A 24,961-nucleotide genomic window follows, 5' to 3' on the forward strand; every position below is an offset into this window, starting at 1 on the left:
GAGCAGGCGAGCTTTTGACGCTGGCGTCAAAACGAGCAAAGCGCAGTTTGCGACGACGAGGGATATACCCCGTTTGAAACTGCGATTTTTCGCGCGTGACCCCCCGCCCGTTGCACAAAACTGCTTCACCAGAGATTTTGACCCCCCTACCGTCTTGCCCATCTCTCCCCTTCGCGGGCAGTGATCGATGAGTGACATTGTTTGCACAGACTCATAAGGTTATTGTCTGCATTGGTTCCGCCTTTAGATAAAGGGATAATATGATGTACCTCTTCGGCTGGTGTAAGCCTTCCGTACTTTTGACACTCCTCGCAAAGCGGGTGCTCTGAGATATATCTGTCCCTGATGCGTTTCCATCTCCGGTCATAGCTTTTTCTTGTTTGAGGATCTCGTTCGTATTTGTTGTAATAAGCATCCACTTGCTTTTGATGAGTGTCACAGTACCTTCCGTCCGTCAGTTCAGGACAGCCGGGAAAGGAGCAAGGCCTTTTTGGTTTTCTTGGCATCTGGCCACCTCCTTTACAGGTATAAAAAAGCCCTCACAGGTTCATATCCCATGAAGGCTTATCCATAACTTTTCACAATACCATTATATTTGGATTTATAAAGAATTTCATCTCATAAAAATCTCATCTGGAATACTAAACAGCACAATTGCTTTTCACCCATGGCATCCTGCCGTTATAATACTTATCGGAGATATACCGCTGCATATCGGGTGGTAAAGCTGCAAGCAAAAGATAAGCCTTTTTTCTATCTTCCTCTAACTCCTGGGTGCTTTTATAGAAGGAACATTTATCTTGCTGACACTTGCGTACAGTCAGGATATTGCAGCCATTCTTTCCGTTACTGCCAAAACATTTATCGACCATCTTCCCTCACTCCTGTTTTATGTCATAAGAAAAAGCCCCGAAGGGCTTATGCGTTTTAATGACATTTTTTCATGATATCATTATATATGGGATACCTGTGTTTTACATCTCATAAAAATCTCATTTCTACTTCCCGTATAAAAGCAGTGCCAGATGATTAAGTGCCTTATCCTTCCTACGGTACACCTGTGCTCTTTCAAGAAACAGCTTCTCTCCGATGTTTGCTACAGCTTCTGTCTTGCTCACATCATTAACAAAAAATTCTGTCAGTATAAACTGTTCTTCCTCCGACAGGGCTTCCCAAGCAGGCTTGAACCACTCCATATATTCTAATGCCCGCCTGTAACGTTCTTTCAACACATCAATCTCGTCAAGGCAAGCAGCAAGGCGTTCTTCACCGCTTTTGGGATTGTGTTTGCCCGGAACTCCGGTAATCTTTGCACTATGAGGGCTTGTCATACGGGTTTCAACTTCATATATATCCTCATCACTGTGTTCGATAATGTACTGCATGCTGCTGTAATCTTTCAAAGCTTCAACAGCAGCCGCTTTTTTATCTAAATACTGCCATGCAATCAGCATATCGCACCTCCAAAAAATCAAGATAAAAAACCTTGATCTTTGAAGCAGTGTGCTTTTTTTCGTTGCTTTGCAGTGCTTGTTTCCTTGTTCGTTATATCTTCGTTCTTTGCAGAAGGCCATGCTTTTCCAGAATAACCTTCACCTCATCTACCGAATGGACAACCGCTGCCACTCCTCCGGCATTGAGGATTTTTTTGATGGTTGCTTCCTGCAGTTTTGTTGTCTTTCCCGATGGGGTTTTTACTTCAAAAGCTATAAACCGCCCATTTACACAGGCAATAATGTCTGGTATTCCTGCTGTCCCGTACATACCGCCATGTTCCTTCCAACAGAAACACCCCGGTACTGTCTTTAAGTACCGCAGGATTTTAGTCACAATACTCTTTTCAGACATAACCGCTTATCCTCCAAAAATGTTACCTTTTCCCCTCTTGTTACCCCGGTATTTCTAAAAAGGTAACTTCTCAAACCCGCTTTACAAGCGCATTTGCGGATTTTGTTACCTTGTTACCTCTTTTTTGGGGTAGGTATAGACACAAATATTTATATTTTTTTATTTTTTATTTTTCAAAAAATAATTTCATCTCTCGCGCGTATATATAAAGTTGAGGTAACAAAGGTAACATAGGTAACAAATGGCTATTCATCAGCGTTTCGGGCGTTACCTTTTTGTTACCTTGTTACCTTTTTTGAGGTTAAAGAGGCTCAATATCTGTGATTTCAAAGCCGCTCACATCGCATCGCTCTTTCAATATCGAAAAATCAAGAGCCCACGCTTTCTTAGTTTCGTTCCCGAAACGCATCGTTTTATTGCTCTCCAGAAAAAAGTCACTTTGCCTCAATTGCTTCAGAAACTGGTTATACGGAAGACATTCACCTGTGATTGCATAATCGCGTCTGTACTTGGTATAGCGGTCATATACATCACAGAAACGAATCCCGATAACATTGCCTCCTTTATCAAAAGTGTAGTCTTGATTCGGAGCCAGTTTCATCCGGGCCATGATTTCCAGCGTCTGTTCTACAATAGTCTTGTTGTTGCTGCCGCCATCCAGCAAGTATTCCTGCACACCGTTTTGAAGATATCGAATACATGTCACTTTGTTAATGGGAAACACTTCAGACCATGTAACATTAAGGAACTCACATAGTTTGTTTACTAGGCTCAGTCCGGCATAGCAACAGGCGAGATTATTGACGATACGAGATGGAAACTCATCAGATATCTCTGACTTTGCTTCCTCATACCACTTCTCTGCCTTAGCAACCGATACTCTGAGTGCTATATCCAGCAGGCTCCGACCGAAGCTGCCAAGCAGATCCGCTTTTGCACACAGCTTATAAAATGCTTGTCTATGGCTGGCTGGTTTTAAGTCCTTCTTGCTGAATAGCAATTCTATGCTCCGTTCTCTGATGGCCGCTTCATCCGGCGATTCCTCACCAGCTACAATAATAGGTGCCAACAGTTCATAAGTAACAGCACTTTGATCCGCCCTACCGCGGACACCTTCATGGCCGTCATATGCATCTCGAAGATGGTTGTATAAGGCATTTAGCCTTAACTTATCTATCTTTGAAGGCTTGAACTCATCCATCAACTGCGTACAGATGTGAGATATCCCCGAATGCAAGCATTCTGAAACAGGCAATTCCTTTCCTGCGCTCTTCCGTCACAAGGGTTGTTACAGAAGTCGGTAAAGCACAACAGCCATGCCATAAGACCACAGGTGAAATTCCCAGAAGGTGGCTTAAGATTACACATTCAACGCCAAAATGGCAGAACAAAACTATGGTATTTACCGCCCGGTACAAATTGCCTTCGCGTACATATCCGTTCTTTTCCAGGATCCTGTCAATTCCTTCAAATACCTTATTGGCCTCCGATATCACATTGCACGCTTTCATAGCCGGTACTGTATGCCAGAGGTCTTTATAGGGCAACGCTGAGGAGCGACCCGAGCGGCGCGTGAAGTTTGGCAGGGCGGTGATCTAATCGGAGCCGCCTTTTTTACCGCCCTGGAAAACCAAAGCGATAAACCTCGGGGGTTTCGGGGGCAGAGCCTCCGCCGCTACGAAGCAATTCTCCCTTGCAGCCTATCCTCAAAAAATATCATCAGTTGTCCAATTATTATCCCCCAGTCACGAATCGGCATACTCCATTTCTTGGATATTTCCTGGATCGACATGTAGACTGATTTCCTAACTGCATCATCAGTCGGGTATACCGTCTTTGTCTTGGTGAACTTACGCAGCATCCGATGGAAACCTTCCACTGCATTAGTAGTATATATTAGCGTTCGCACCTCTTTTGGGTATTTGAAATATGTCGACAACTCCGCCCAGTTTGCATCCCATGATTTCAATATCTGCGGATACTTCCCGCTCCATTTTTCACGAAACTCCTCCAGCCGATATTCCGCATCATCTAACGTTGGCGCTCCATACACTTTCTTCAAATCCGCCATGACAGGCCTAATATCCTTGTATGACACATATTTTGTGGAGTTGCGGATCTGGTGTATCACGCATAACTGTTGCTCCGTTTTCGGAAAAACAATCTCTATGGCGTCTGAAAACCCGCTAAGGTTGTCGCGGCATGCAATGAGGATATCTTCTACACCTCTGTTTTTTAACTCATTACATACGGTCACCCAAAAGCTCGCACTTTCATTCTCTGAAAGCCATATACCCAATATTTCCTTGCGCCCTTCAAGATTGATCCCCAGAACAGAGTAGAGGCATTTATTGACTACTCGGCTGTCCTTGCGAACCTTGAACACTATCCCGTCCAAAAATACTATAGGATATATTGCGTCTAGTGGCCTCGACTGCCATTCTGCAATGGCTGGCATAAGTTTGTCGGTTATCCGGCTTATCAGGCTTGCGGATGCTTCCACCCCGTATATATCACGGAGATGATCTTCTATGTCACGGGTGGACATCCCTTTGGCATACATCGCCATGATCCTCGCTTCGATGTCGTCGGTGCGGGTTTGTCGCTTTTCGATTGCTTTTGGTTCGAAGGTGCCGTTCCTGTCACGTGGTACGCTGATCTCACTTTCGCCCCATTCACTCCTGATTGTCTTTTTGCTGTAACCATTGCGGCTATTACCGCTGTTATTTCCCAAAACACTGTGCTTTTCATAACCTAAATGCTCGTCTATCTCTGCCTCAAGCAATTTTTCCAGTGCCCCGGAAAAAAGATTCTTAAGTTTTGCCGTTAGTTCGACAGGTGTGGTGCAGCCTTCGCATATCAATGCTGCAAGCTCCATTTCCTTCTCATTTAACTGTGCCATGGTTTACATCTCCTTCGCTTTATTTCATTGGAGATTATTCCCATTTACACAGTTTAGATTACATCCTCCGTTGGCATGGGCATCACCGGCACTGATGTGACAAAAAACGTCGCCGACATGATTCTTGCAGACGACAACTTCGCAACCATTGTATCTGCAGTCGAAGAAGGCCGCCGTATATACGATAACATTCGTAAATCAATTCAGTTCCTACTCTCTTCCAACCTCTCGGAAGTTATCAGCATTTTCTTTGCTACCATGCTTGGATTTACGATACTTAAGCCTGTTCATATCCTTTTCATTAACCTGATTACCGACTCGCTTCCTGCCCTTGCTCTCGGTATAGAAAAGGCTGAGGCTGATATTATGAAGCGCAAGCCCAGAGACCCAAAGGAAGGCATTTTCTCGGGCGGTGTCGGATTCAGCGTCTTCTATCAGGGTGTAATGGTTTCCATACTTACTCTTGCTGCCTACTTCATCGGTGAGAATTTTCAGCATTAAGAACCACAACTTCTACCTTTTCGGCTCAATGATCCTCTCATTCATCCTTACTGCAGCCGTCATATACACACCGTTTTTATGTGATGTCTTTGGTTTTACCTCTATCAGCTTCATTGAGTATCTGACCGCCCTCTCACTTGCTATCCTGGTAATTCCCATCGTTGAGCTGGTCAAACTGATACAGCGGAAAACTAGTAAAGTCTGAACTTATTTGACTAAAGAATCTGGCTGTTCCATTAGGCACAGCCAGATTCTGATTGCAAGTAAACCTACTTTAAACGTTTTTCAATGGTTCCGATTCGTAACAGGCTGGCGACCATGAGAGAACTTACACGCCAAACATTTTAATTAACTCAGAAGAAATAATACCCCCCTTCTCTATTTCAATAATTATTTCATCATCAATAGAGTAGATATAAAGCTCTCTCTTGCTGCTATCGAGCATTCCGAAATATTTCTTTGCTGTAACCTTCAGATTCAAATCTTTTTGTTCATGATATCCGTATGTGTATCGTTCTGTTTCATAGGGATTCCCCACTTCGAAATTTAAATTGTTCTTAAGGAACATATCCGTATCGGAAACACCGGTAATCACTACCGTAAAAAGGCGATCCCTGGAATTAGCAAACCTGCATTGAACGATGTTGGCACCCTCCGGTAATGTAAAACCAAATTCCTTCTGTATCGCTTCAGCATGTGCTGATGTAATATCCGTTACAGTTATTATTTCTGCCTTGCTATAAAAGTTTTTAAAGTTATAGATAAAAACGATTGCTCCAATAAGCAGCAAAACAGATACAACTGCAACAAGCACTTTAATCAATAACCTCATTTACTGACGTGCCTCCTCCAGCGTTGGCTCTGTGGTGTTTGAATCAAAACGCTGTCCCCTGGTCCATGTAACTTTAACCTTATAACAGCCTTCCACAGGAAATTGCTTTGCTAAACCCACCTCATGCAGTCTGTACATTTCTCCGTCAGTTAACAACGGACCTCCTTTTAACGGAGAACCCTTTTCCCAATCATAGAAATCATCAATGTAGTAATTTATTACCATGACGTATTGCTCTCCGTTTCTCGTAACCGTCGCCGTCATTGCCGAGCTTGAGTTACCAATTGTAAACCACCAGTCTTTTTCTTTATTATCATCGGCACCGGTATTTGACAATGATGTAGCCACAAACGGTGTATTGGTCGTAATCACTATCGTTTTTCCATCCATCACCATTGCTTCACTGGCCGTAAGCATATGGTTAAGATTGTCGTAAAGGTGATTCTTGGCATTTGGGCTTTGATTCATTAATTTTTTAGCATTAATTGTGTATAAATTCCCTGTGTTTCCAATGAAATGGGATAAGGCCGAAGAAGCTTGTGGCATAAAGGCAATATAGCCACCTGCAATCGTCAGGTATGCCTTTTCTCGTATCCAGTAATCATTTAACCCGGGATTATCAGTTTTGTACTCCTTATCGCTCTTTTCCTGCAATTCAAGAATATATTCATTGACCGGCCTGAAAGATGAATCATAAACCCTTTCAAACCTGCTATCGTGTTTCACCAATGGCGTTGGATCTTCATTGTCCAGTAAACTATCAAGGTCGCTATCTTCCATGCAGGGTACTGAACTTAAGTAACAATAGTAAACATATATACCCTGAATATACTGATTGTCTATTTTTAGTTCCTCGCCATCCAAAATACCATCTGCATCAGAATCGGGATTGAGATAATTTAAGCTGGAGTAATACATAACAGGAGCACCATTGCCAAGCTTCAGCTCCCCTGCAGCGATCTTCTTTTCATGATAATCGCTGATACCGTCATTATCGGAATCCTTATATAAATCTATATCTTCCTGGAGCCTATCGAATATGCCCGCAAGTTGTGAGAAGTCAGACGCACTGTAATAAGCACCACCAGTTGAGTTGGCGATATTTTTAAGTACTTCAGTGTTTACCGAACCCACACCTACCGTGTAAATTATGATGCTGTTATCACAAGCGTTCTGAATGATTGAGTCTGGTGTAACCGTACTGACATTATCTTGACCATCTGTTAAAACGATCATGACCTTTGATACATCTGATGATGAATTTGCAATGAATTCGTCGTTTGCCGCCTTAATACCGTTGTAAATTGCCGTATTGCCGGCATACCTAGGAAGTCCGGAAATAACAGAAATAGCATGCTCTTTGTTTACGAATGTCGAATGTTTTCTAACTATGGAATCAAATGTGAAAACCGCAATTCTGTCCTCATCGCCAAGAGTCTGCACCAAGTCGACGGAAAGACTTTTGATCAGATTATAGTTTGTAGTACTGATACTTCCTGAGCTATCCAGTACTAATGCTAAATCATATTTTTTATTCTGCAGTTCATCGTCGGTCGGAGGCAAAATTTCGAACCTGAATAGTTCTTTGTTATAAGCATCCTTCGCAATAACCATATATTTTGAAAAATGTGTTACGGATGCTGATACGGTATTACCGCTGATCGTTTGATTGGGTACCTCAAACAGGAATTGTTTTTCTTCATCCCAATAATAGATGGCAGGTACAAATTCCTGATCGTTAAGAAGCTCCTGATCAAACTCAAAGGTTAATGTAGCTGTCTGGAAAGTTCCGTCCACATTAAAATCATATGCATTTCCAATGTATCCGGGAATAGCAGCGTTTAAGAAAGAATCATTTTCGTCTACTTTATCTATGGAAAGCGATTCAATTTGCTTCCCTTGCAGTTCGATTTCCAGGACTGGCTTTACGGCATCTCCTGCATTCCAGCCATCACAGGTTTTAGTAACCATAAAGATCCTGTCTCCGTCTAAAACTCCATCATTTAAGGAGTCACGATTATTAGGCATCATGCCATATTCAATTTCCATTAGGTCTGTCATACCATCATTGTCGGAATCTTTAGATAACGGATTTGTGAAATAAACAAATATTTCTTCATAATCAGTAAGACTATCGCAGTCTGTATCGTTACTATAAGGATTGGTCGCATACGAGCATTCCTGCAAGTTATTTAGCTTATCATCATCAAAATCTTCTTTGTCATCACTTTTTCCATTCTCATCGGTATCAATAGAAAGGGCATCAGTTAAAGTAATGAAGATTTCCTCGTAATCAGTCAAGCCATCGCCATCTGTATCCGCGTTATTCTTTTGGGTACCGACTACATCCTCCTGCCAGTTTAGCAGTAAGTCGTTATCATCATCACCAGAGTCCAGATACAGGCCAGTACTGTTCCCCTCATATTGATTGACCAGAGTAATAGATTGTGATATGGTCTTTCCGTTTAAACCTGTAGCTGTTATTGTAATACGATTGCTACCCACGATGAGCCCGGGAATGTCAATACACCAATTTTCAGAGGGAGTAACAGGTTTATTTGCAAGCTCAAGCTTGCCACTGGCTATTGTCATATTCATACTGGTAATATTTGATGCCATACCTGTGATTTTATCCACTTTATCATCAACCCAGAAGATGGCTTCTTCTGCATCGAGTACCTTAAAACCGGATGTATCGATCGTTACTGATGGCTGGTATTTCTCCGAATCAATAAGTTCCAAATCATCCGGGCCAGCTTGGACATCTAATGAGCTACCCCTGAACACAATACTGTCCGCGATGATTCTGCCCTGTATTGTAAAACGGGCAGCGTTGATTATAACTGTTCCTTTTGGCGCATATACAATACCCTTTATGTTGACGTTTGACCCATTGAAGGTTATATTTCCCTTCTCGGATGCAATAACGATTCCTTTATCGCTGCCGCTTTCTGTGATTGATGTGTTAAATGCAATATCTTTTTCTGCAATAATATAGCCCTTGCTCGTAATTCTTGAGCAGTTTACCTTTAAGTTCCCCTTAACAATAACTGATTGTTCAAGGATGACTTGATTCCCATTGTAGCTCTTATCCTTTTCAATAATTTCTGCATCTTCAGAAGCAATCTGCTTAATTCCCTCTGAGTGATCTTGTATATCAATTAACAATGCACCCTCTATTTTTTTGGCAATATCAACTTTTGGGGTTTTAAGAGTTAATTTACCTGCTGCCTCACAAATACCTTGTATCACTAAGCTTGAACCCTGAAATACGAAATCGGCATTGGTATGTACATTTCCTGTAATGCTGGCCTTTGAAGCATTGATCGTTAATGAAGAATTGTGACTACCGGAAAATAATGCATAGTCCATCGAACTTTTCTGACTTTCCTCTTCTCCGGCAAATACATGGATGGTCACAAGCTGCAACATCATGAGTACAACTAAACCTAGTGCTAAATAGCGTTTCGCTCTTAATCTCATTCAACTACCTCCTGATCGAATATGATAGAAAACACATTAATATTGTATGACATTTTATAAAGCAGTCAATACCATTAATGTTATTATTTGTCGACAATTTTCGCGCTAGAATAAATCTACATTTTTTATGATAGATATGTCCTATAGCGGAAATTGACTTCTACTTTGGTCTCTAAACATTTTCGCTAATGTGGTTATCAAGGGCTAAAACATGGTTTATCCGTGATAACCAAACTCCGTTATACGTCGATTTTATTACCGGGGGATGAATGGAAGAAACAAGAACAACTTAGCATATCCTCCGTAATTTTTCATTATAGCATGGTGGATGCTGATTGGGTTTTCAGCCTTTGATCGGTAAGACGGAAAGCCTATAGTCCGGATTCTGTGAAAATACTGCAGATGGCCGGATAAACCAGAGAGTAAGGAGTTACGTTTTAATTTATACCACAGATTTCACTGTTTGACTTTATAAAATTTGAAGATTTGGGCGATTTAAATTTATTAAAACTGGTTATAGAGAACATGCCTGATGAAGAGCTAATGAGAAAGCTTGAAAAAAAGAGAGGGAACGGGCGAGACGATTATCCGGTAAGAGCTATGTGGAACTCCGTATTGGCAGGGGTGATATTCAGGCATGAGAGCATGGAAAAGTTGATAGACGAACTAGGGAGGAACGGACAATTAAGGTGAGAGTTGTCAAGAATTTTGTGTCTGATTAAAGTAACGTAACTGGAAAATTTGTTGTATTTCATAAATGTGAGCATTTATCATTGGTACCGCTTTTTTCCATTTTGTCCGCCTCAAGTTCTCCCTCTGTAAATATATGTTAATTTCCAATACTTCGACAGAGTTAAAGTAACCACCCGATCTTATCCGAATTTTTTCAACTAGACTGTTGATACTCTCTACACTGTTGGTAGTATAAACATGCTTCCTCAAGGATTCGGGGTATTTAATGAAAGCCATATAATGTTCTGCTTTCTCCATGAGAATGTTCATATATCGGCTATATTTACTCTTAAATTTACTGCAAAGGTCATAAAACTTTTGAACAGCTTCATCAAAGGAAGAAGCAAATTTTATTTTATCGAGTTCTTTATTGAATTCTGCGGCATCAGCTTTGGTCATGTATTTGCGGATATTTCTCTGAAGGTGTACAAAACAGAGCTGATGATCAGCATATGGATATACAGCTTTGACGGTCTCGATAATACCTGGGAAATCATCACTTACAACCACTAAAACTCGTTTAAGACCGCGGTTTATCAAGTCTTCAAAGACCTTGTTCCAATCGGCTCTGTTTTCTTTGCCGAAGAAGGTGTAAAGGCCAAAGATGTCTTTCTTACCTTCCATATCAACGCCAAGGATTATGTAGCATGCGGCTTTCTTCACTTTTGAGCCGTCTTTTATCTCACAATGATAAGCATCGATTAATAAAGCAAACACCGATTCGGGTAATTCCCGTTGTTTGAAAAGGTCTAATTCACTTTTTAGGTCATCTTTGATTTTGTTGAGTTCATCATCAGAGTAAGGAAGGTTGAGGCTTTTGAGGGTATTTAAGAGAGAAGATTCTGAATAACCGTTGACAACAAGGGACATAAGAAGGTCTGTATAGGATTCATCCACCCTTTTATACGGTTCAGGTAGGATGTGGGGTCTGAAATCGCCAGTGCGAGTTCTTGGGACAGAGATGTCCAGGTTACCCATAGGTGTACCAAGTTTTCTATCATAAAAGCCGTTGCCTTTGTCGTTCTCGTTTTTCAAGAGATAGATTTGGCGTTCAGACAACATAAACCAGTCGAGCAAATCCTCCAGCAACTTTTTGAGGGCAGGGCGTGATGGATCTGAATCAGAGCAATACTGGTTTAATACTTTTTCAACCGCCATATTTTTGACTGTTTCATAATAGGTATTTTTATCCATAATTACCAGCCTCCTTTGTGATTTTATTATACACCAGACACAATTTTATTTTAACACCCAGGAATCTAACAACAACATCAGGAAATGTAAGACTAAAGATACCTAAACTAAAAGGGATAGCCTTTGAAACAGCCATAATTGAGCGATATCGGCGCCGTGAGAGTTCAGTGGAAGAGGCATTAATAGAAATGTATTTGGCCGGTGTATCAGTAAGACGAGTTGAAGATATAACCGAGGCCCTGTGGGGGACAAGAGTATCACCTGGTACCATAAGCGAATTGAACAAGAAGGTATACGTACATATAGACGCATGGCGTAATAGGCCACTGAAGAGCAAATATCCCTATGTCTACTTAGATGGCATCTATTTAAAACGCAACTGGGGCGGCGAATACGAGAACGTTTCCATTCTCATAGCCATGGCTGTTAACGAAGAAGGGTATAGAGAAGTAATTGGTGCATCAGAAGGAATGAAAGAAGACAAGGCAAGCTGGCTGGCCTTTTTACAGGGATTGAGGGAGCGAGGCTTAACAGGAGTTCAATTATTCATAGGCGATAAATGTTTAGGACTTCTGGAGGCAATCAATGAGGTCTTTCCCGATGCAAAGTATCAGAGATGTACAGTCCATTTCTACCGAAATGTTTTTACAGTCACCCCCCGTTCCAAAGTGAGAGAAGTGGCTGCAATGCTGAAGGCCATACACGCGCAAGAGAATAAGGAATCAGCAAGACAAAAGGCCAAGAGTGTGGTACAGAAACTACGAGAAATGAAATTAAAAGAAGCGGCAGATAAGATAGAAAAGGGCATCGAGGAGACGCTTACATACATGGATTTTCCCTATGCCCATTGGAGTAAATTGCGGAGTAATAATGTTATCGAACGACTGAACCGGGAGATCAGGCGCAGGACCAGGGTTGTAGGCACCTTTCCTGATGGCAACTCGGCATTAATGCTGGTTTGTGCAAGATTACGGTATGTTGCAAGTAAGGATTGGGGTACCAAGCGCTATATGAGCATGATACATCTTGAGGCCCTGGATGTCATGACTGATTCACAGGTAACTGCTGGCTAGGTGATGACTACCAAGCGGGTTATGAATTTGCGAAAAATTCTTGACGGTACCTATCGTGGTTACTTTTGTCAATTAGCCTCCACGAAATTTACACCACTACTTGAGACTATAACTAAAAAACACCCGTTGGGGGTGTTTTGGGATAATAGTAGGTTATTATTGTTTTTAATCCTGCGATTATGCTATTCATAGCAATGTTAATTATTTAATAAATTTATTAATTTCCCGTTAACTGTCTTGACTACTTGCCTGTAATGCAAGAGCTTTTCTATATACTTCTATTAAATTCCATGAGGAAATGTCGATCAAAGGTTCATACATGAAAGAATTAAGATGAATGCTCTCAGGTGTAATCAAGTTAATTTCTTCAATGATCTCTTTTTCGTCATCTGTCAAATACTGCTTCGACTTATTAAACCATTCTCTTGTCTGATTATCTTTTGCATCAGGACAAGTCCCTTCGTGCTCAATGATTTTGGCTTTCATAAATTTCTCAATCTCAATTCTTGCTGCTATTGAAAGGACAAGTTTGTTCTCCAAAGAAACTTCATCGTTGTCTTTAAGTATATTTATTGCAAGATTTTGAAGTAATTGTAGATAAGGCTCATCGTCAGACTTAAGGGTCTCGTTTTCGAGAAATTGACTTATAACTCCCCATATATCCGACACCATCAATCGTGAAGTATCAAGGGGTGCCGTTTTATAATGGAGACAGCATGTCAGTTTTTCATAATCGTCAGTACTTCCGCTATATTCAGCTAAATTACGATAAAATGGAATGCTAGCAATCAGACATTTTTTCTTAAAGTCACTGTCTAAATTACCATTTTGAATAGACGAACGAATAACATTTTTAAAGAAATCCTTTTGATACTTAAATTCTGCTATACTAATAATACCATCGTCATTTCTTTGAGCTATGTAACAGTTTTCCCGGCTAACACCACACCTGTACTTAACGGTTCTAAAGAAATCAAAGTTATGTGTAAGCATAAGTAAATCGATTCCCTTTGTTTCAGCAAGATCACATAAGTACTCGATAATTGCATATTTGTTTTTATAATCGAAGGAATCGGAAATATCATCCGCAATAATAAGGTATTGTCCACCACCTTCCCTAGCTTGTTTTCTAATTCTCTCTAAATCAAACAATATATAAAGTAGATACAGTGCTCTACGCTCACCCATACTTAAAGAAACCATCAAGTCTTCTTTATGTAAAACTGTAGACTCTTTGCTGTCACCAGTACCGCGAGTGTATTCAAACTCAATATTTGGAGCCTCATCTTTTAAAACAAAATTTGACTTATTTGTGATTTTTACAGTAAATGGTACGCGGAATCTTCGGTTAAATTCACTCACTACCTCTACCCAACGTTCAGATTGTGCTGATGCCTTTTCATATAGATTATGAATTTCTTCTTTAAAATCAGCGATTATCTTATAATATTCCATAAATGGTCTTTCAAGGCGTTCAAAACAGTTACACCATGTTTGTTTCTTTAATGTTGCTATATCTCTGAGTAAAGGAATAATTTCCCTATGCGCAACGATAATTTCACGAACTTTTGCAGATTCCGCATTTTTGGAGAATAATTTTTTCAATTTTTCAAACGTTTTTGCTAGTGTAGGCGTTTGGTATAATTGGTCAAGCTCTTGTTGTACAAGTTCCTTCCACTCGGCAAGATTATTAACTTGCCTCCCATTTCTAAGAAGAATCTTATGTTGAGCCTCAAACAGATTGTGATTTGTAAAACTTTTACTTAATTCTTCTGCACTTCGTTCTGTAAAATGCGTATTTAATAATGAGCTATTTCGAAGTAGGTTTTCAAGATTATCAATATATTCTGTAATATGGCGTTTAAAATCAGGGTTTTCATAAACAGCCATAGTTTTGTCATTAAATAGTTCTGAATAGAGAATTTCATCCAGGAATTCATAATTCTTATTCTCTATCTGCCTAATTGCTTCCATAATATCTGGCCAATCGGCTGTGGCTTGTAAACCAAGATCTTCAATCAGTTTTATTTTAATTTGAGGTTTAGTTAGACCAGTTATTTCTCTTAGCTTATTTAAAATCTCAGTAATAATGTCATTCAACTTTCCCATAAGAACATTATATTGATTTCTAGTTCCTTCATCGGCAAGAAGTGTGCCGACTGTCTCTTTACTAAATTCAAACTTATCTGCGAATGAATTTATCACATAGATGTTATCCGACTGTGGAATAGCGTTACCGCCTGATGACGAATATTCATAGTGCGAAGCATAATATGTAATAGAATAACGGCTCACAGCATCCTTAAAAATACGATCGGATGTTGCTGTTCCTTTAGAAATATCTTCAAAAACTTTTGCCAAAGAAGTCTTCATTACACCATTAGGCGCATAAATTATTGCTTTATTGCATTTTTTAAAATTTATATTAGGTAAAGTGAACTGCTTTATCCCGTAACAGTTCTCAAAATAACCACTCAACATCTTTGTCTCAACACCTTTCTAACACCCAAATTCTAATTACTCATTTCTTCCGCTACTTTTGGAAGATCTGATAAATTTCTTGTATCATACGTCACTCCTTGAGAAGCCCATATATCCGCTAAGTTTTCGGCCTGTTTCATGACCGTTTCCACGGCGCGCTGCTGTTTGTCAGGCGGATAACCGTATTTATTTAATGTCCGGCGAACCAATACCATCAGTTTTGCGCGGACGCTTTCCTTCAGCGTCCAGTCGATTGTGGCATTTTTACGCACCTTGTCCGCAAGCTCGCGGGCGATTGTTCTTAACGTTTCGTCGCCCAACACCTTAACCGCGCTGTCATTGGTTTCAAGGGCATCATAAAAAGCAAGTTCATCTTCAGACAAACCAAGTTTTTCACCTCGTCTGTCTGCTTCTCTTATTTCCTTTGCAATACGAATAAGCTCTTCTATGATTTCAGCCGTTGAAAGTAGATTATTCTGGTACCGCTTAAGCGCTGAACTGAGCATTTCCATAAGTGATTTTGATTTTGTCAGGTTATATTTTGAACGTACTTTTATCTCATCAGACAAAATCTTTTTCAGCAGCTCAATGGCTAAATTTTTATGCTTCATCCCTTTAATTTCCATAAGGAATTCATCTGAGAGAATGGACAATTCCGGCTTTTCAATACCAGCAGCATCAAAAATATCTACAACTTCATCTGATACAATAGCCGAATCAACAATATTTTTTATGACAGAATCGTAATTTATGCCACTTTCGCCGCTTGTTTCAAATTTAGTGAGTCTTGCCTTAACTGCTTGGAAAAACGCTATTTCCTCTGCATGTGTAACCGTTGCCTTATCAGGTTTGGCAAGTGCATAAGCCTGGCTTAGGAGGGTTACTTCCTTAATAAAACGCGCTTTTTTATCATCTGTAGATAAAATAAAATCTTCAGCGCGAAGGATAATAGAAAGCTTGTCCTTTACTTCTGCTTTGAAAAAGCTCGTATAATCAAATCCGTGTAAAATCTGCCGGACAACCTCAAGCTTTTCAAGCATTATTTCTACAGCCCTTGCCTGAGTTTCAGCAGGTACTCCCTTGCCACCGCTCTCTGCATAGAAACTTAAAGCTTTTTTTAGGTTTGGGGCAATCCCGATATAATCGACAATCAGCCCGCCCGGCTTATCCTTGAAAACACGGTTTACGCGCGCTATTGCCTGCATAAGGTTGTGGTCCTTCATCGGCTTATCGATATACATGGTGTTGAGGCATGGAACGTCAAAGCCAGTCAGCCACATATCGCGCACGATGACAATTTTCAGTGGATCATTTTCATCTTTCATACGCTGTGCAAGCATTTTTCGCTGCTCCTTAGTAGTATGGTGTTTCTGCATTTCAGGACCATCAGAACTGGAAGATGTCATAACAACTTTGATAACACCCTTGTCCAAATCGTCACTATGCCACTCAGGGCGAAGCTTTATGATTTCATTATACAAATCAACAGCGATTCTACGGCTCATCGCAACAATCATCGCCTTACCCTCAAAAACCTTTTGGCGATCCTCAAAATGCGTAACAATGTCTTTTGCGAGAGTGGCAAGGCGTTCTTTATTCCCGACAATAGCCTCCAGCTTTGCCCATTTCATTTTTGCGGCTTTTGCTTCGTCTTTTTCATCTACTTCTTCAAGTTCCCTGTCGAACTCCTCAATCAGCTTTTTGCCTTCCTCGGTGAGGTTGACTTTAGCCAGACGGCTTTCATAGTATATTTTAACTGTCACCTTATCTTCAACCGCTTGGGCAATATCGTAAATATCAATGTAATTGCCAAATACCGCCGGCGTGTTGGCATCCTGCTTCTCTACCGGTGTACCGGTAAAACCTATGAAAGTAGCGTTTGGCAAGGCATCGCGCATATATTTGGCAAAACCATAAGCTATACGCTGCCCCACAACCTGATTGTTTTCGTCCTTTATATCTCTGAGTTTCGCGTTAAAGCCGTACTGCGTGCGGTGTGCTTCATCGGCTATGACAACTATGTTGTCTCTTTCCGACAAAAGCTCATAAACCGAGCTGTCATTATCAGGTATGAATTTTTGAATAGTGGTAAAAACTATGCCTCCGGATGCTACCTTTAGCAGTTCTTTCAAATGCTCACAGTTCTCTGCCTGCTTCGGTGGCTGGCGCAGAAGGTCGCTGTTCCCGGCAAAGGTATCAAATAGCTGGTCGTCCAAATCATTCCTGTCCGTAATAACAACTATAGTTGGATTGTTAAGGGTCTGCACCAGTTTCCCGGCATAAAAAACCATAGAAAGGGATTTTCCGGATCCTTGAGTATGCCATATAACACCGGCTTTTTTGCTACCACCAGCTTTCGCCGCTTCAATAGTGCTTTTTACAGCCTTATTAACCGCATAATACTGGTGATAAGCAGCGATTTTCTTGACTGTTTCAACTTTTATTATCTTTGTCTCTTTGTCCTCGGTTCTGCTCTTTTCAAAGGTTACAAAATTACGAATATAGTCGAGCAAGGTTTTCTTATTGCATAATCCGTGAATCAGGGTAGTAAGCTGATCTTCAAACTTGGACGCTTCATTTAGTCCATCTTTGGTTTTCCACGTTGAAAAACGTGAGAACGGAGCAGTTAACGAACCTGCCTTAGCTTCCAGCCCATCGGAAATAACACATATCTCGTTGTATGTAAAAAGACTTGGTATGGTGGCCTTGTATGTGCAGATTTGATCATAAGCTTTGCGAATGGTGGCGTTTTCATCGGCCGGATTTTTAAGTTCAAACAGCACCATAGGAATACCGTTGATAAAAAGAAGAATGTCAGGCCGCTTATTATTATTGTTTTCAATGACGGTAAACTGGTTGACTACAAGAAATTCGTTGTTGTCGACTCCATCTTCCGAGAAATCCACAAGCTTTACATAATCGCCAACTATATATCCGTTTTTGCGGTATTCGACAGGCACACCATCAACCAGCATTTTATGAAATGCTTCATTGTCTGCTACCAGATTTGAAGAACTTATGCGTGCAACTTTATTTACTGCCTCCAAAACCACATCATAGGAAAGGTTGGGATTAAGACGCACTACCGCATCGGTCAGTCTTTTTCTTAGCAGAACTTCACTGTAACTGTTGCGCTCGGCGAAAAGTGCATCCGGTGCTATATCCGGACCGGAAAGATATGTATAACCCAATCCAGCTAGTTCTTCTATCGCCATTTTTTCAATTTCAGATTCACAAAGTTTAGGCATATTTTAGCACCTCACATTTTTACACGGATTTCGCCGCTAATAAGCTTGGGAAGCAAGGTATCGCGAAGTTTTTGTAAGGTCAGAATTTGATTAGTATTATATTCTATTTTTGAAAATATAGGTGCCGCAATCTTATGGTATTTTTGTAGTGCTTCAATATTAGGCATTATAAAAGGCATATCTTTAATAATTTTTGAGTTTACTGCAGTTGCGATTGAGGAAGTACTTCCAAGTGAATAATAATCAAACGTTTTAAGATAGAAATATAAATATTCTCTCTCATAATCATTTTTATATATAAAATGAGCGATGGCTTCATTTGTTGTAAATTCACGCAAAGCAATTGCAACACGGCCAACAGTCAATTTGAAACTTAATATTATGGCCCCTTTGGGAACACGTTTAATATTAAATCTTCTTACCGCATCTTCTGTTAAATACTCTGAGCTATCACCAATAAACATACCTGACTTTCCCATATCAGATATGGAAATCCATACAACATCATCTTTATTTTTTGAGAACCAATGTTCCTCTTTTCGTGGTGGTGTTTTACCAATTCCAATTTCAAAATAATTTTCAGCTTTGCCTACTTCCCATTCATCACTCGCATCCTCAATAAACCATTTTCTAAAATAAGCCTGTGCCAAATCCTCCAATGTTTTATTCTGCCTTGTCAGAAGGTCGATTTTATCGTCAAGGGAGGATAAAACCTCAGCAATTGCTTTTTGTTCGGGAAGAGGGGGGAGAGTAAATACTTTTCGTTTTAATGCTTCAGTATCTACTCTTTGCCTGCCGGAAGTTCCAGACATAAGTTGGATAGCAGTATCCCTAAACTCATCCGATATAGCAAAATAAAAAATAAATCTTGAGTCTGAAATTCCCTCTTTGGCTCTAAGAACAATAAATTCTGTTGACCCAAAAGCAACTTCTTCATCGTCTAAAAAATCTACATAAGCTGTTTTCCCATTTTCTAAGCACGGCGTTATTCTTGCTACTAATGTATCGCCATTTTTAAATTTTGTTCCACCTGAAAAAACAGCATCTTCATATCCTTGGATCTTTCTATTAAACGGAATCAATTTTTCCATTGTTACTTTTTTTGCAATAATCCCTTTAGATAAAGGCGTATAAGGATTAAAATCCATAAAATCGGATAATTTCTGTTCTCTCCACTCCGTCATAGCTCAATCCCCACTTTTAAAAGGTTTTCTTTTATTCTCTCATCCAGCTTTGCGCTTTCTTCCATTTGCTCTTTAAGCTCGGCAGTCAATTTTTTTACACGTTCCTCAAAATCAAAGTCATCCTCTTCCTCGGGCAATCCGACATACCTGCCAGGGGTCAGCACATAATCGAGTTCCCGCACCTCATCAAGCGTTGCGGACTTGCAAAAGCCGGGGATGTCCTCATAGGAGCCGTCGTCCTTTTTCCAGTTGTGATATGTATCGGCAATTTTACTGATGTCCTCGTCGGTTAGTTCACGGGTCCTGCGGTTTATCAATGTTCCCATATTCCGCGCATCGATGAACAAAATCTTGTTCCGGCGCGGGTGGTTCGGATTTGTTTCCTTTTCCCTTGACAAGAACCATAAGCATGCGGGAATTTGGGTGTTCAAAAATAGCTTTGCCGGCAGGTTTACAATACAATCTACAAGCCCGGCTTCAATAATGTTTTTGCGGATTTCTCCCTCGCCGTTTGTTTTTGACGAAAGGGAGCCCTTAGCCATAACGAAGCCGGCGGTTCCTTTGGGCGAAAGGTGATACAAAAAGTGCTGGATCCATGCATAGTTTGCATTGGATACCGGCGGCACACCATACTTCCAGCGACCGTCATTCCTCAGAAGTTCTCCGCTCCAGTCGCTGTCATTAAAAGGCGGATTGGCAATTACAAAGTCAGCCTTAAGGTCGGGGTGAGCATCGTTTAAAAATGAACCTTCGCTGTTCCACAAAACATTGGTGCTGTCAATACCTCGTATGGCAAGGTTCATTTTGCAAAGCCGCCATGTTGTTTGGTTGCTTTCCTGACCATAGATAGAAACAACACGCTCGAAAAGCTTGTCAATCTCTCTTGATTTTCCGTTATAGTGGTCTCTGTGAGCTTCAACGAATTTCTCGCTTTGAACGAACATACCGCCACTGCCGCAGCAAGGGTCAAAAACCCTGCCCTCGTAAGGTTCGAGCATTTCAACAAGCAACTGTACTACGGAACGGGGCGTATAGAACTGTCCGCCTTTTTTACCTTCTGCAAGGGCAAACTGTCCAAGAAAATACTCATATACCTGCCCCAGTATATCACTTGATTTAGAAACACTGTCACCAAGCGCAATCGTACCAATCAAATCAATCAGACCACCGAGAGACTGCTTGTCCAGCTTTTCTTTTGCGTATTCTTTCGGCAAAACGCCTTTGAGGGATGGGTTATCCTTTTCTACGGCCTCCATAGCTTCGTCTATATCTTTGCCAATCGTCGGCAGCTTGGCTCGACTTTGAAGATAATCCCAGCGTGCCTGCGGTGGCACATAGAATACATTTTCCGCACGATACTCATAGGGATCGTCAGGGTCCGCTCCTTCGTACTCGCCCTTGCCTTCTTTAAGTTTGTAATATAAATCATAAAAACTGTCTGATATGTATTTTAAAAAAATAAGCCCGAGAACAACGTGCTTATATTCCGCAGCATCCATATTTTTGCGGAGCTTGTCCGCAGCTGCCCAAAGTACCTGTTCGATAGGTTGTTCTTTTACTTCATTTTTTGATTTTTTAACTTTTGCCATTCTACTCTACTCCTCTATTTTTATCTTTTTTCATCCGCAAATCCGCAGGTTTCTCAGCATCCTTTGGTATCGCCCATGCCCAACCCAAGCGCACAGCGCCCTTAATGCGCCCTTGTTCGCATAAAACTTGAACTCTGCGCAGGGATATATTCCATTTTTCAGCAGCTTGTTTTGTCGTTAAGTAATCCATTATGAATACCTCGCAGAACACAAAATTCCAATTTTTATTATATGCGAAGAAACGAACAATTTCAACATATTACAACTTTATACATAATAAATAATGTATTTTCAGAAAATGAGTATACCTGCATTAAATGTACATCCATCCTGTCTCCTCAACCTTATGAAAAATGCCCTTTATCTAATCTGTCAACTCAACCCTACCAATTTTAAGCTAAATTTTTGCCTGTAAAATCACCCGTCGATATGTTTCCGCGTACGAATTTTGGACCTTTAGGTCGAGTAGACAACTTGGATGTGCTTCCGAAAATCCAGTAAAATCAAGGCTTACAGCCGCGTTATCAATGTTACGCATTCCACATGCACCGTCTGTGGAAACATATCCACAGCACACACCTTCTCCACCTTATAACCTCCCTCTTGCAACACCTCCAAATCTCTTACCAATGATGTGGGTTTACAAGAAATATAGACAATACGTTCAACCCCAAAATCAATAATTTTACCCAAAGCTTTAGGATGCACTCCTTCCCTTGGTGGATCCAGAACAATAATATCCGGTTTATCATTCAATTCATCAATTACCTTTAACACATCCCCAGCTATAAATTCACAATTACTCAAGCCATTTAAAGCCCCATTCTCTTTCGCAGCTTCCACGGCTTCTTCCACTATCTCAACACCGGTCACCTTATTTGCCACCGGAGCCAACAACTGTGCTATGGTTCCCGTACCACTATAAAGGTCAAAGATATTCTTATCCTTGGTATTACCCACATACTCTCTTGCTTTTGTATATAAAACTTCCGCTCCAAGAGAATTGGTCTGGAAAAAAGAGAATGCAGATATTTTAAATCTTAATCCTAAAAGCTCCTCATATATATAATCCCTACCATACAAAATATCTGTTCTTTCACTTAAAACCACATCCGCTTTGCTGTCATTATAGGAATGAACAATACCGGTAATACTTCCTTTTAAATTAAGATCTAAAAGGGATTTTGTCATACCATCAAGTACTTCTTTCTCATCCTCTGTCTTTATCTCTTTTCTACCGGCAATCTCATCCTCACAACCTAATACAAGTTCATCACTTACTTCATTGCTAAACTGAGAAGAAGTAACCAGATTAATCAGTATCTCCCCAGTCTTTACAGCCTTTCTTACCACCAGATGTCTAAGATAACCCTTATGGGTAAGCTTATGATAATAACTAATACCCCTGCTTCTAAAGTAATTTAACACACAGGATAAAATTTTATTATAATCATCATCTACAATAGCACAATCATCAGTAGTCAGGATATCATGAAAACTTCCCCTTTTATGGAGTCCCAAAGAAAGGGGGCCATCCTTATATTCATCTCCAAATGAAAACTCCATTTTATTACGATATCCCCATTCAATAGGGCTACCTATAATTCCTTCAAAGACATAATCCTCACATACCCCATCTATTAGTCCCTTGACCTGTTCTTTTTTTAATTCCAGCTGCTGCTCATAGGAAAGAGTATGATAATTACACCCTCCGCAATCACCAAATACACTACAAGCTGCATCCCTTGTTTCAAGCTGCGACTTTTCCAGTACCTCCTTAAGTCTTCCTTCTGCTCTACCTTTTTTAATTTTATTTACTGCAAATTGAATTTTCTGTCCAGGTATAGTATTTTTAACAATTACCTTTCTATCATCTATATCAACTATCCCCTTATTAGGAAAATCCACCCTAACTACTCTTCCTTCATAAATCTGTCCTTTTTTCATATATATAATGGCCTAAACATATGACTAAATTGTCAATGTAAAGCCTTTTCTCTCCCTTCCTGATTTTATAGTTTCTATCTTTATTATTATGTTTTATGAGTTCACGTCTAATTATAAGGATAAGCCAATACTTTGTAAAGTTATCATTTTCATGGCTTATGTTAGTTTTAGCTGCATATGATATAAAGAAAGTTATCAAGCGGGGGATAAATAAATGCAGCGGGAAATTACAAAACCGTCTAATCTTTTAAACAAAAAAGGCCAATTAATTCAAAAGGGATATGCTAAAGCCCCAATCTTAAAATATCGTAGAAAACATGTAGCCGCAAAACATCGTCTTAAGGAATGGGATTATTATTTAATTTATAATAAGAAGTATGCCGTAGGTCTAACTATAGGAAAAAGCCTAAATCTAATTCTAATTACTATATCAATAATTGATTTAAGTAAATACAAAATAATAAATAAAAGCTCCATAAGAATCCTACCCAGTAAATTTCAGTTACCTCAAGATTCAAGGAAAGGTAATATCATATATAAAGACAGATTTATCCGTTTGTCTTTTATGGTTGAGGATAATGTTAGAATATTATTGCTTAAAAAATATAAGTGCAACAAATCATCGGAACTTGATATTTCCCTTATTCTTTATAATGAGCCTAAAGATTCCATGGTCATTGCAACACCATTTTTCAATGATAAATGTAAATTTTACTACAACAGAAAAATCATTGGTTTCAGAGCTTCCGGTTATGTCCGATATCAAAAGGAAAACTATGGTTTCTCACCTTTAGACTCCTTTGCCATCCATGACTGGGGTAGGGGTGTTTGGCCATATAAAAGCACTTGGTATTGGAGTGCTGCCGCAGGTAAAATTTCCGGCAAAATATTTGCCTTTAACTTAGGATACGGTTTCGGTGATAACTCCTATGCCACGGAAAATATGTTGTTTTATAACGGTAAAGCCAGCAAATTGGAGAATGTAACATTTCATATACCTAAAAAATCTAAGGATGAATATGATTATCTTAAGCCCTGGACAATTACCTCCTCGGATCACAGAATTGAAATGATATTTATACCTATTATAGATCGCACTTTTAGGCTTCCTTTACTATTAATATCTACTAATCAGCACCAGGTATTCGGTAAATTTAGCGGCAGGGCAATCCTAGATGACGGAACCGTTATTTATCTAAAAGAATTTCTTGGATTTGCAGAAAGAGTGCAAAACAGATGGTAATTACTAGCCACCAATAAGTGAAAAATAAGCAGGAGATTAAGTAAATCAATCTCCTGCTTTTATGTCTTTAAACTTAACTATATTATTCTAATCCTTCTACAATTGCCAAATAAGTAATTCCAATTATCTCATCATTATTATTTACTACAAATTGAAGCTTAGATTCTTCTTTAACATATGTGTATGCTCCTGCTGATTGGGTGTAGTCTTCACCATAAACAGAAATCATTTCTTCCACTGTTGAACCTAGGCTGATATTCTCCGTGGTACTAACTGTATCATCCTTAAGATCTATAGAGGAGATATAGTCCTTCCCATCTAGAGGATAGGTTGAAATTTCAAATCCTCCATAGGTATATACTTTATCCAATCCCTTAAATGCACAACTTTCAGACTCAAAATAATGCAAAGGTTCACCTAAAGCTTCAATTACAGGTGCAACATCAGTATTCATATATATCTCTATACCATTGTGTTTAAAAACAAATCCTGATGGTTCAACCTGTGTACTATCCTTATTCTCATCAGCTTGTCCTTTATTCTCTGTTGTCTGATCATTTTTTTCCACATTATCAGTATTATCCTTTTTACCGCATCCTACCATTAATATAGATACTAATATAAAAATAAATATTTTTTTCATAATTACTCTCCTGTTCTTCTTAATATTAAAAACCAATTGACATTATATTCTAATATATTAT

General features: G+C 39.7%; 18 protein-coding genes and 2 pseudogenes. 4 read left to right on the forward strand and 16 right to left on the reverse strand.

Annotation, left to right across the window (positions count from 1 at the left end):
- Positions 1 to 146 precede the first annotated feature (146 nt).
- The 6 genes from SD1D_RS07725 to SD1D_RS07755 all read right to left on the reverse strand — a co-directional run bounded on the left by SD1D_RS07725 (position 147) and on the right by SD1D_RS07755 (position 4,726).
- On the reverse strand, positions 147 to 506 hold the full coding sequence (locus SD1D_RS07725; RefSeq protein ID WP_058258375.1) for an HNH endonuclease: 360 nt from the start codon (positions 504 to 506) through the stop codon (positions 147 to 149).
- Between the two features lie 135 nt (positions 507 to 641).
- The gene (locus tag SD1D_RS07730; protein ID WP_058258376.1) at positions 642 to 872 is read right to left on the reverse strand and encodes a hypothetical protein; all 231 of its coding nucleotides are present in this window, start codon (positions 870 to 872) and stop codon (positions 642 to 644) included.
- A gap of 126 nt (positions 873 to 998) precedes the next feature.
- The gene (locus tag SD1D_RS07735; RefSeq protein ID WP_004400053.1) at positions 999 to 1,454 is read right to left on the reverse strand and encodes a hypothetical protein; all 456 of its coding nucleotides are present in this window, start codon (positions 1,452 to 1,454) and stop codon (positions 999 to 1,001) included.
- Between the two features lie 91 nt (positions 1,455 to 1,545).
- On the reverse strand, positions 1,546 to 1,848 hold the full coding sequence (locus SD1D_RS07740; RefSeq protein WP_014256659.1) for a VRR-NUC domain-containing protein: 303 nt from the start codon (positions 1,846 to 1,848) through the stop codon (positions 1,546 to 1,548).
- 301 nt (positions 1,849 to 2,149) lie between these two features.
- Positions 2,150 to 3,103 (reverse strand): hypothetical protein, encoded by a 954-nt coding sequence (locus tag SD1D_RS07745; protein ID WP_242955282.1) that lies wholly within the window; start codon positions 3,101 to 3,103, stop codon positions 2,150 to 2,152.
- 420 nt (positions 3,104 to 3,523) lie between these two features.
- Positions 3,524 to 4,726 (reverse strand): IS256 family transposase, encoded by a 1,203-nt coding sequence (locus tag SD1D_RS07755; RefSeq protein WP_242955276.1) that lies wholly within the window; start codon positions 4,724 to 4,726, stop codon positions 3,524 to 3,526.
- Between the two features lie 93 nt (positions 4,727 to 4,819).
- Here SD1D_RS07755 and SD1D_RS12760 point away from each other — a divergent pair.
- A pseudogene (locus SD1D_RS12760) lies at positions 4,820 to 5,456 on the forward strand (cation transporting ATPase C-terminal domain-containing protein); the annotation flags it as partial.
- Positions 5,457 to 5,579: 123 nt separating this feature from the next.
- On the opposite strand, the gene SD1D_RS07765 reads toward SD1D_RS12760, so the two are convergent.
- Both SD1D_RS07765 and SD1D_RS07770 read right to left on the reverse strand, forming a co-directional pair.
- Complete coding sequence (locus SD1D_RS07765) at positions 5,580 to 6,083, reverse strand: hypothetical protein (RefSeq protein ID WP_058258379.1); 504 nt, start codon at positions 6,081 to 6,083, stop codon at positions 5,580 to 5,582.
- Positions 6,084 to 9,566 carry a vWA domain-containing protein gene (locus SD1D_RS07770; protein WP_058258380.1) on the reverse strand — a complete coding sequence of 1,161 codons (3,483 nt, stop codon included), beginning with the start codon at positions 9,564 to 9,566 and terminating at the stop codon, positions 6,084 to 6,086. It lies immediately after the preceding gene.
- Positions 9,567 to 10,052: 486 nt separating this feature from the next.
- On the opposite strand from SD1D_RS07770, the gene SD1D_RS12190 reads away from it, so the two are divergent.
- The gene (locus SD1D_RS12190) at positions 10,053 to 10,259 is read left to right on the forward strand and encodes a hypothetical protein (RefSeq protein WP_157893112.1); all 207 of its coding nucleotides are present in this window, start codon (positions 10,053 to 10,055) and stop codon (positions 10,257 to 10,259) included.
- A gap of 6 nt (positions 10,260 to 10,265) precedes the next feature.
- On the opposite strand, the gene SD1D_RS07775 is transcribed toward SD1D_RS12190, so the two are convergent.
- Positions 10,266 to 11,492: an IS256 family transposase gene (locus SD1D_RS07775; protein WP_015358103.1), complete on the reverse strand. Its 1,227-nt coding sequence runs from the start codon at positions 11,490 to 11,492 to the stop codon at positions 10,266 to 10,268.
- 59 nt (positions 11,493 to 11,551) lie between these two features.
- Here SD1D_RS07775 and SD1D_RS07780 point away from each other — a divergent pair.
- Positions 11,552 to 12,565, forward strand: a pseudogene (locus tag SD1D_RS07780) (IS256 family transposase); the annotation flags it as partial.
- 228 nt (positions 12,566 to 12,793) lie between these two features.
- Here SD1D_RS07780 and SD1D_RS07785 read toward each other — a convergent pair.
- The 6 genes from SD1D_RS07785 to rlmD all read right to left on the reverse strand — a co-directional run bounded on the left by SD1D_RS07785 (position 12,794) and on the right by rlmD (position 23,014).
- Positions 12,794 to 15,046, reverse strand: a complete 2,253-nt coding sequence (locus tag SD1D_RS07785) for an ATP-binding protein (RefSeq protein WP_045085670.1) — start codon at positions 15,044 to 15,046, stop codon at positions 12,794 to 12,796.
- 32 nt (positions 15,047 to 15,078) lie between these two features.
- Positions 15,079 to 18,294 (reverse strand): type I restriction endonuclease subunit R, encoded by a 3,216-nt coding sequence (locus SD1D_RS07790; RefSeq protein WP_058258381.1) that lies wholly within the window; start codon positions 18,292 to 18,294, stop codon positions 15,079 to 15,081.
- Positions 18,295 to 18,305: 11 nt separating this feature from the next.
- A complete protein-coding gene (locus tag SD1D_RS07795; RefSeq protein WP_058258382.1) occupies positions 18,306 to 19,478 on the reverse strand; it encodes a restriction endonuclease subunit S in 1,173 nt (390 codons plus the stop codon).
- Positions 19,475 to 21,067 (reverse strand): class I SAM-dependent DNA methyltransferase, encoded by a 1,593-nt coding sequence (locus SD1D_RS07800; protein WP_058258383.1) that lies wholly within the window; start codon positions 21,065 to 21,067, stop codon positions 19,475 to 19,477. Before SD1D_RS07800 ends, SD1D_RS07795 begins: the two co-directional genes overlap by 4 nt.
- A 1-nt stretch (position 21,068) precedes the next feature.
- Positions 21,069 to 21,257, reverse strand: a complete 189-nt coding sequence (locus SD1D_RS07805; RefSeq protein ID WP_058258384.1) for a helix-turn-helix domain-containing protein — start codon at positions 21,255 to 21,257, stop codon at positions 21,069 to 21,071.
- Positions 21,258 to 21,577: 320 nt separating this feature from the next.
- Positions 21,578 to 23,014 (reverse strand): 23S rRNA (uracil(1939)-C(5))-methyltransferase RlmD, encoded by a 1,437-nt coding sequence (gene rlmD / locus SD1D_RS07810; RefSeq protein ID WP_058258385.1) that lies wholly within the window; start codon positions 23,012 to 23,014, stop codon positions 21,578 to 21,580.
- Positions 23,015 to 23,228: 214 nt separating this feature from the next.
- On the opposite strand from rlmD, the gene SD1D_RS07815 reads away from it, so the two are divergent.
- Positions 23,229 to 24,257: a DUF2804 domain-containing protein gene (locus SD1D_RS07815; RefSeq protein ID WP_058258386.1), complete on the forward strand. Its 1,029-nt coding sequence runs from the start codon at positions 23,229 to 23,231 to the stop codon at positions 24,255 to 24,257.
- An 82-nt stretch (positions 24,258 to 24,339) separates the two neighbouring features.
- Here the strand turns inward: SD1D_RS07815 and SD1D_RS07820 are convergent, their stop codons facing one another.
- On the reverse strand, positions 24,340 to 24,900 hold the full coding sequence (locus SD1D_RS07820; RefSeq protein WP_058258387.1) for a hypothetical protein: 561 nt from the start codon (positions 24,898 to 24,900) through the stop codon (positions 24,340 to 24,342).
- Positions 24,901 to 24,961: the final 61 nt, after the last annotated feature.

Origin of the sequence: Herbinix luporum, from assembly GCF_900070325.1 — a bacterium.
Classification (GTDB): Bacteria; Bacillota; Clostridia; order Lachnospirales; family Lachnospiraceae; genus Mobilitalea; species Mobilitalea luporum.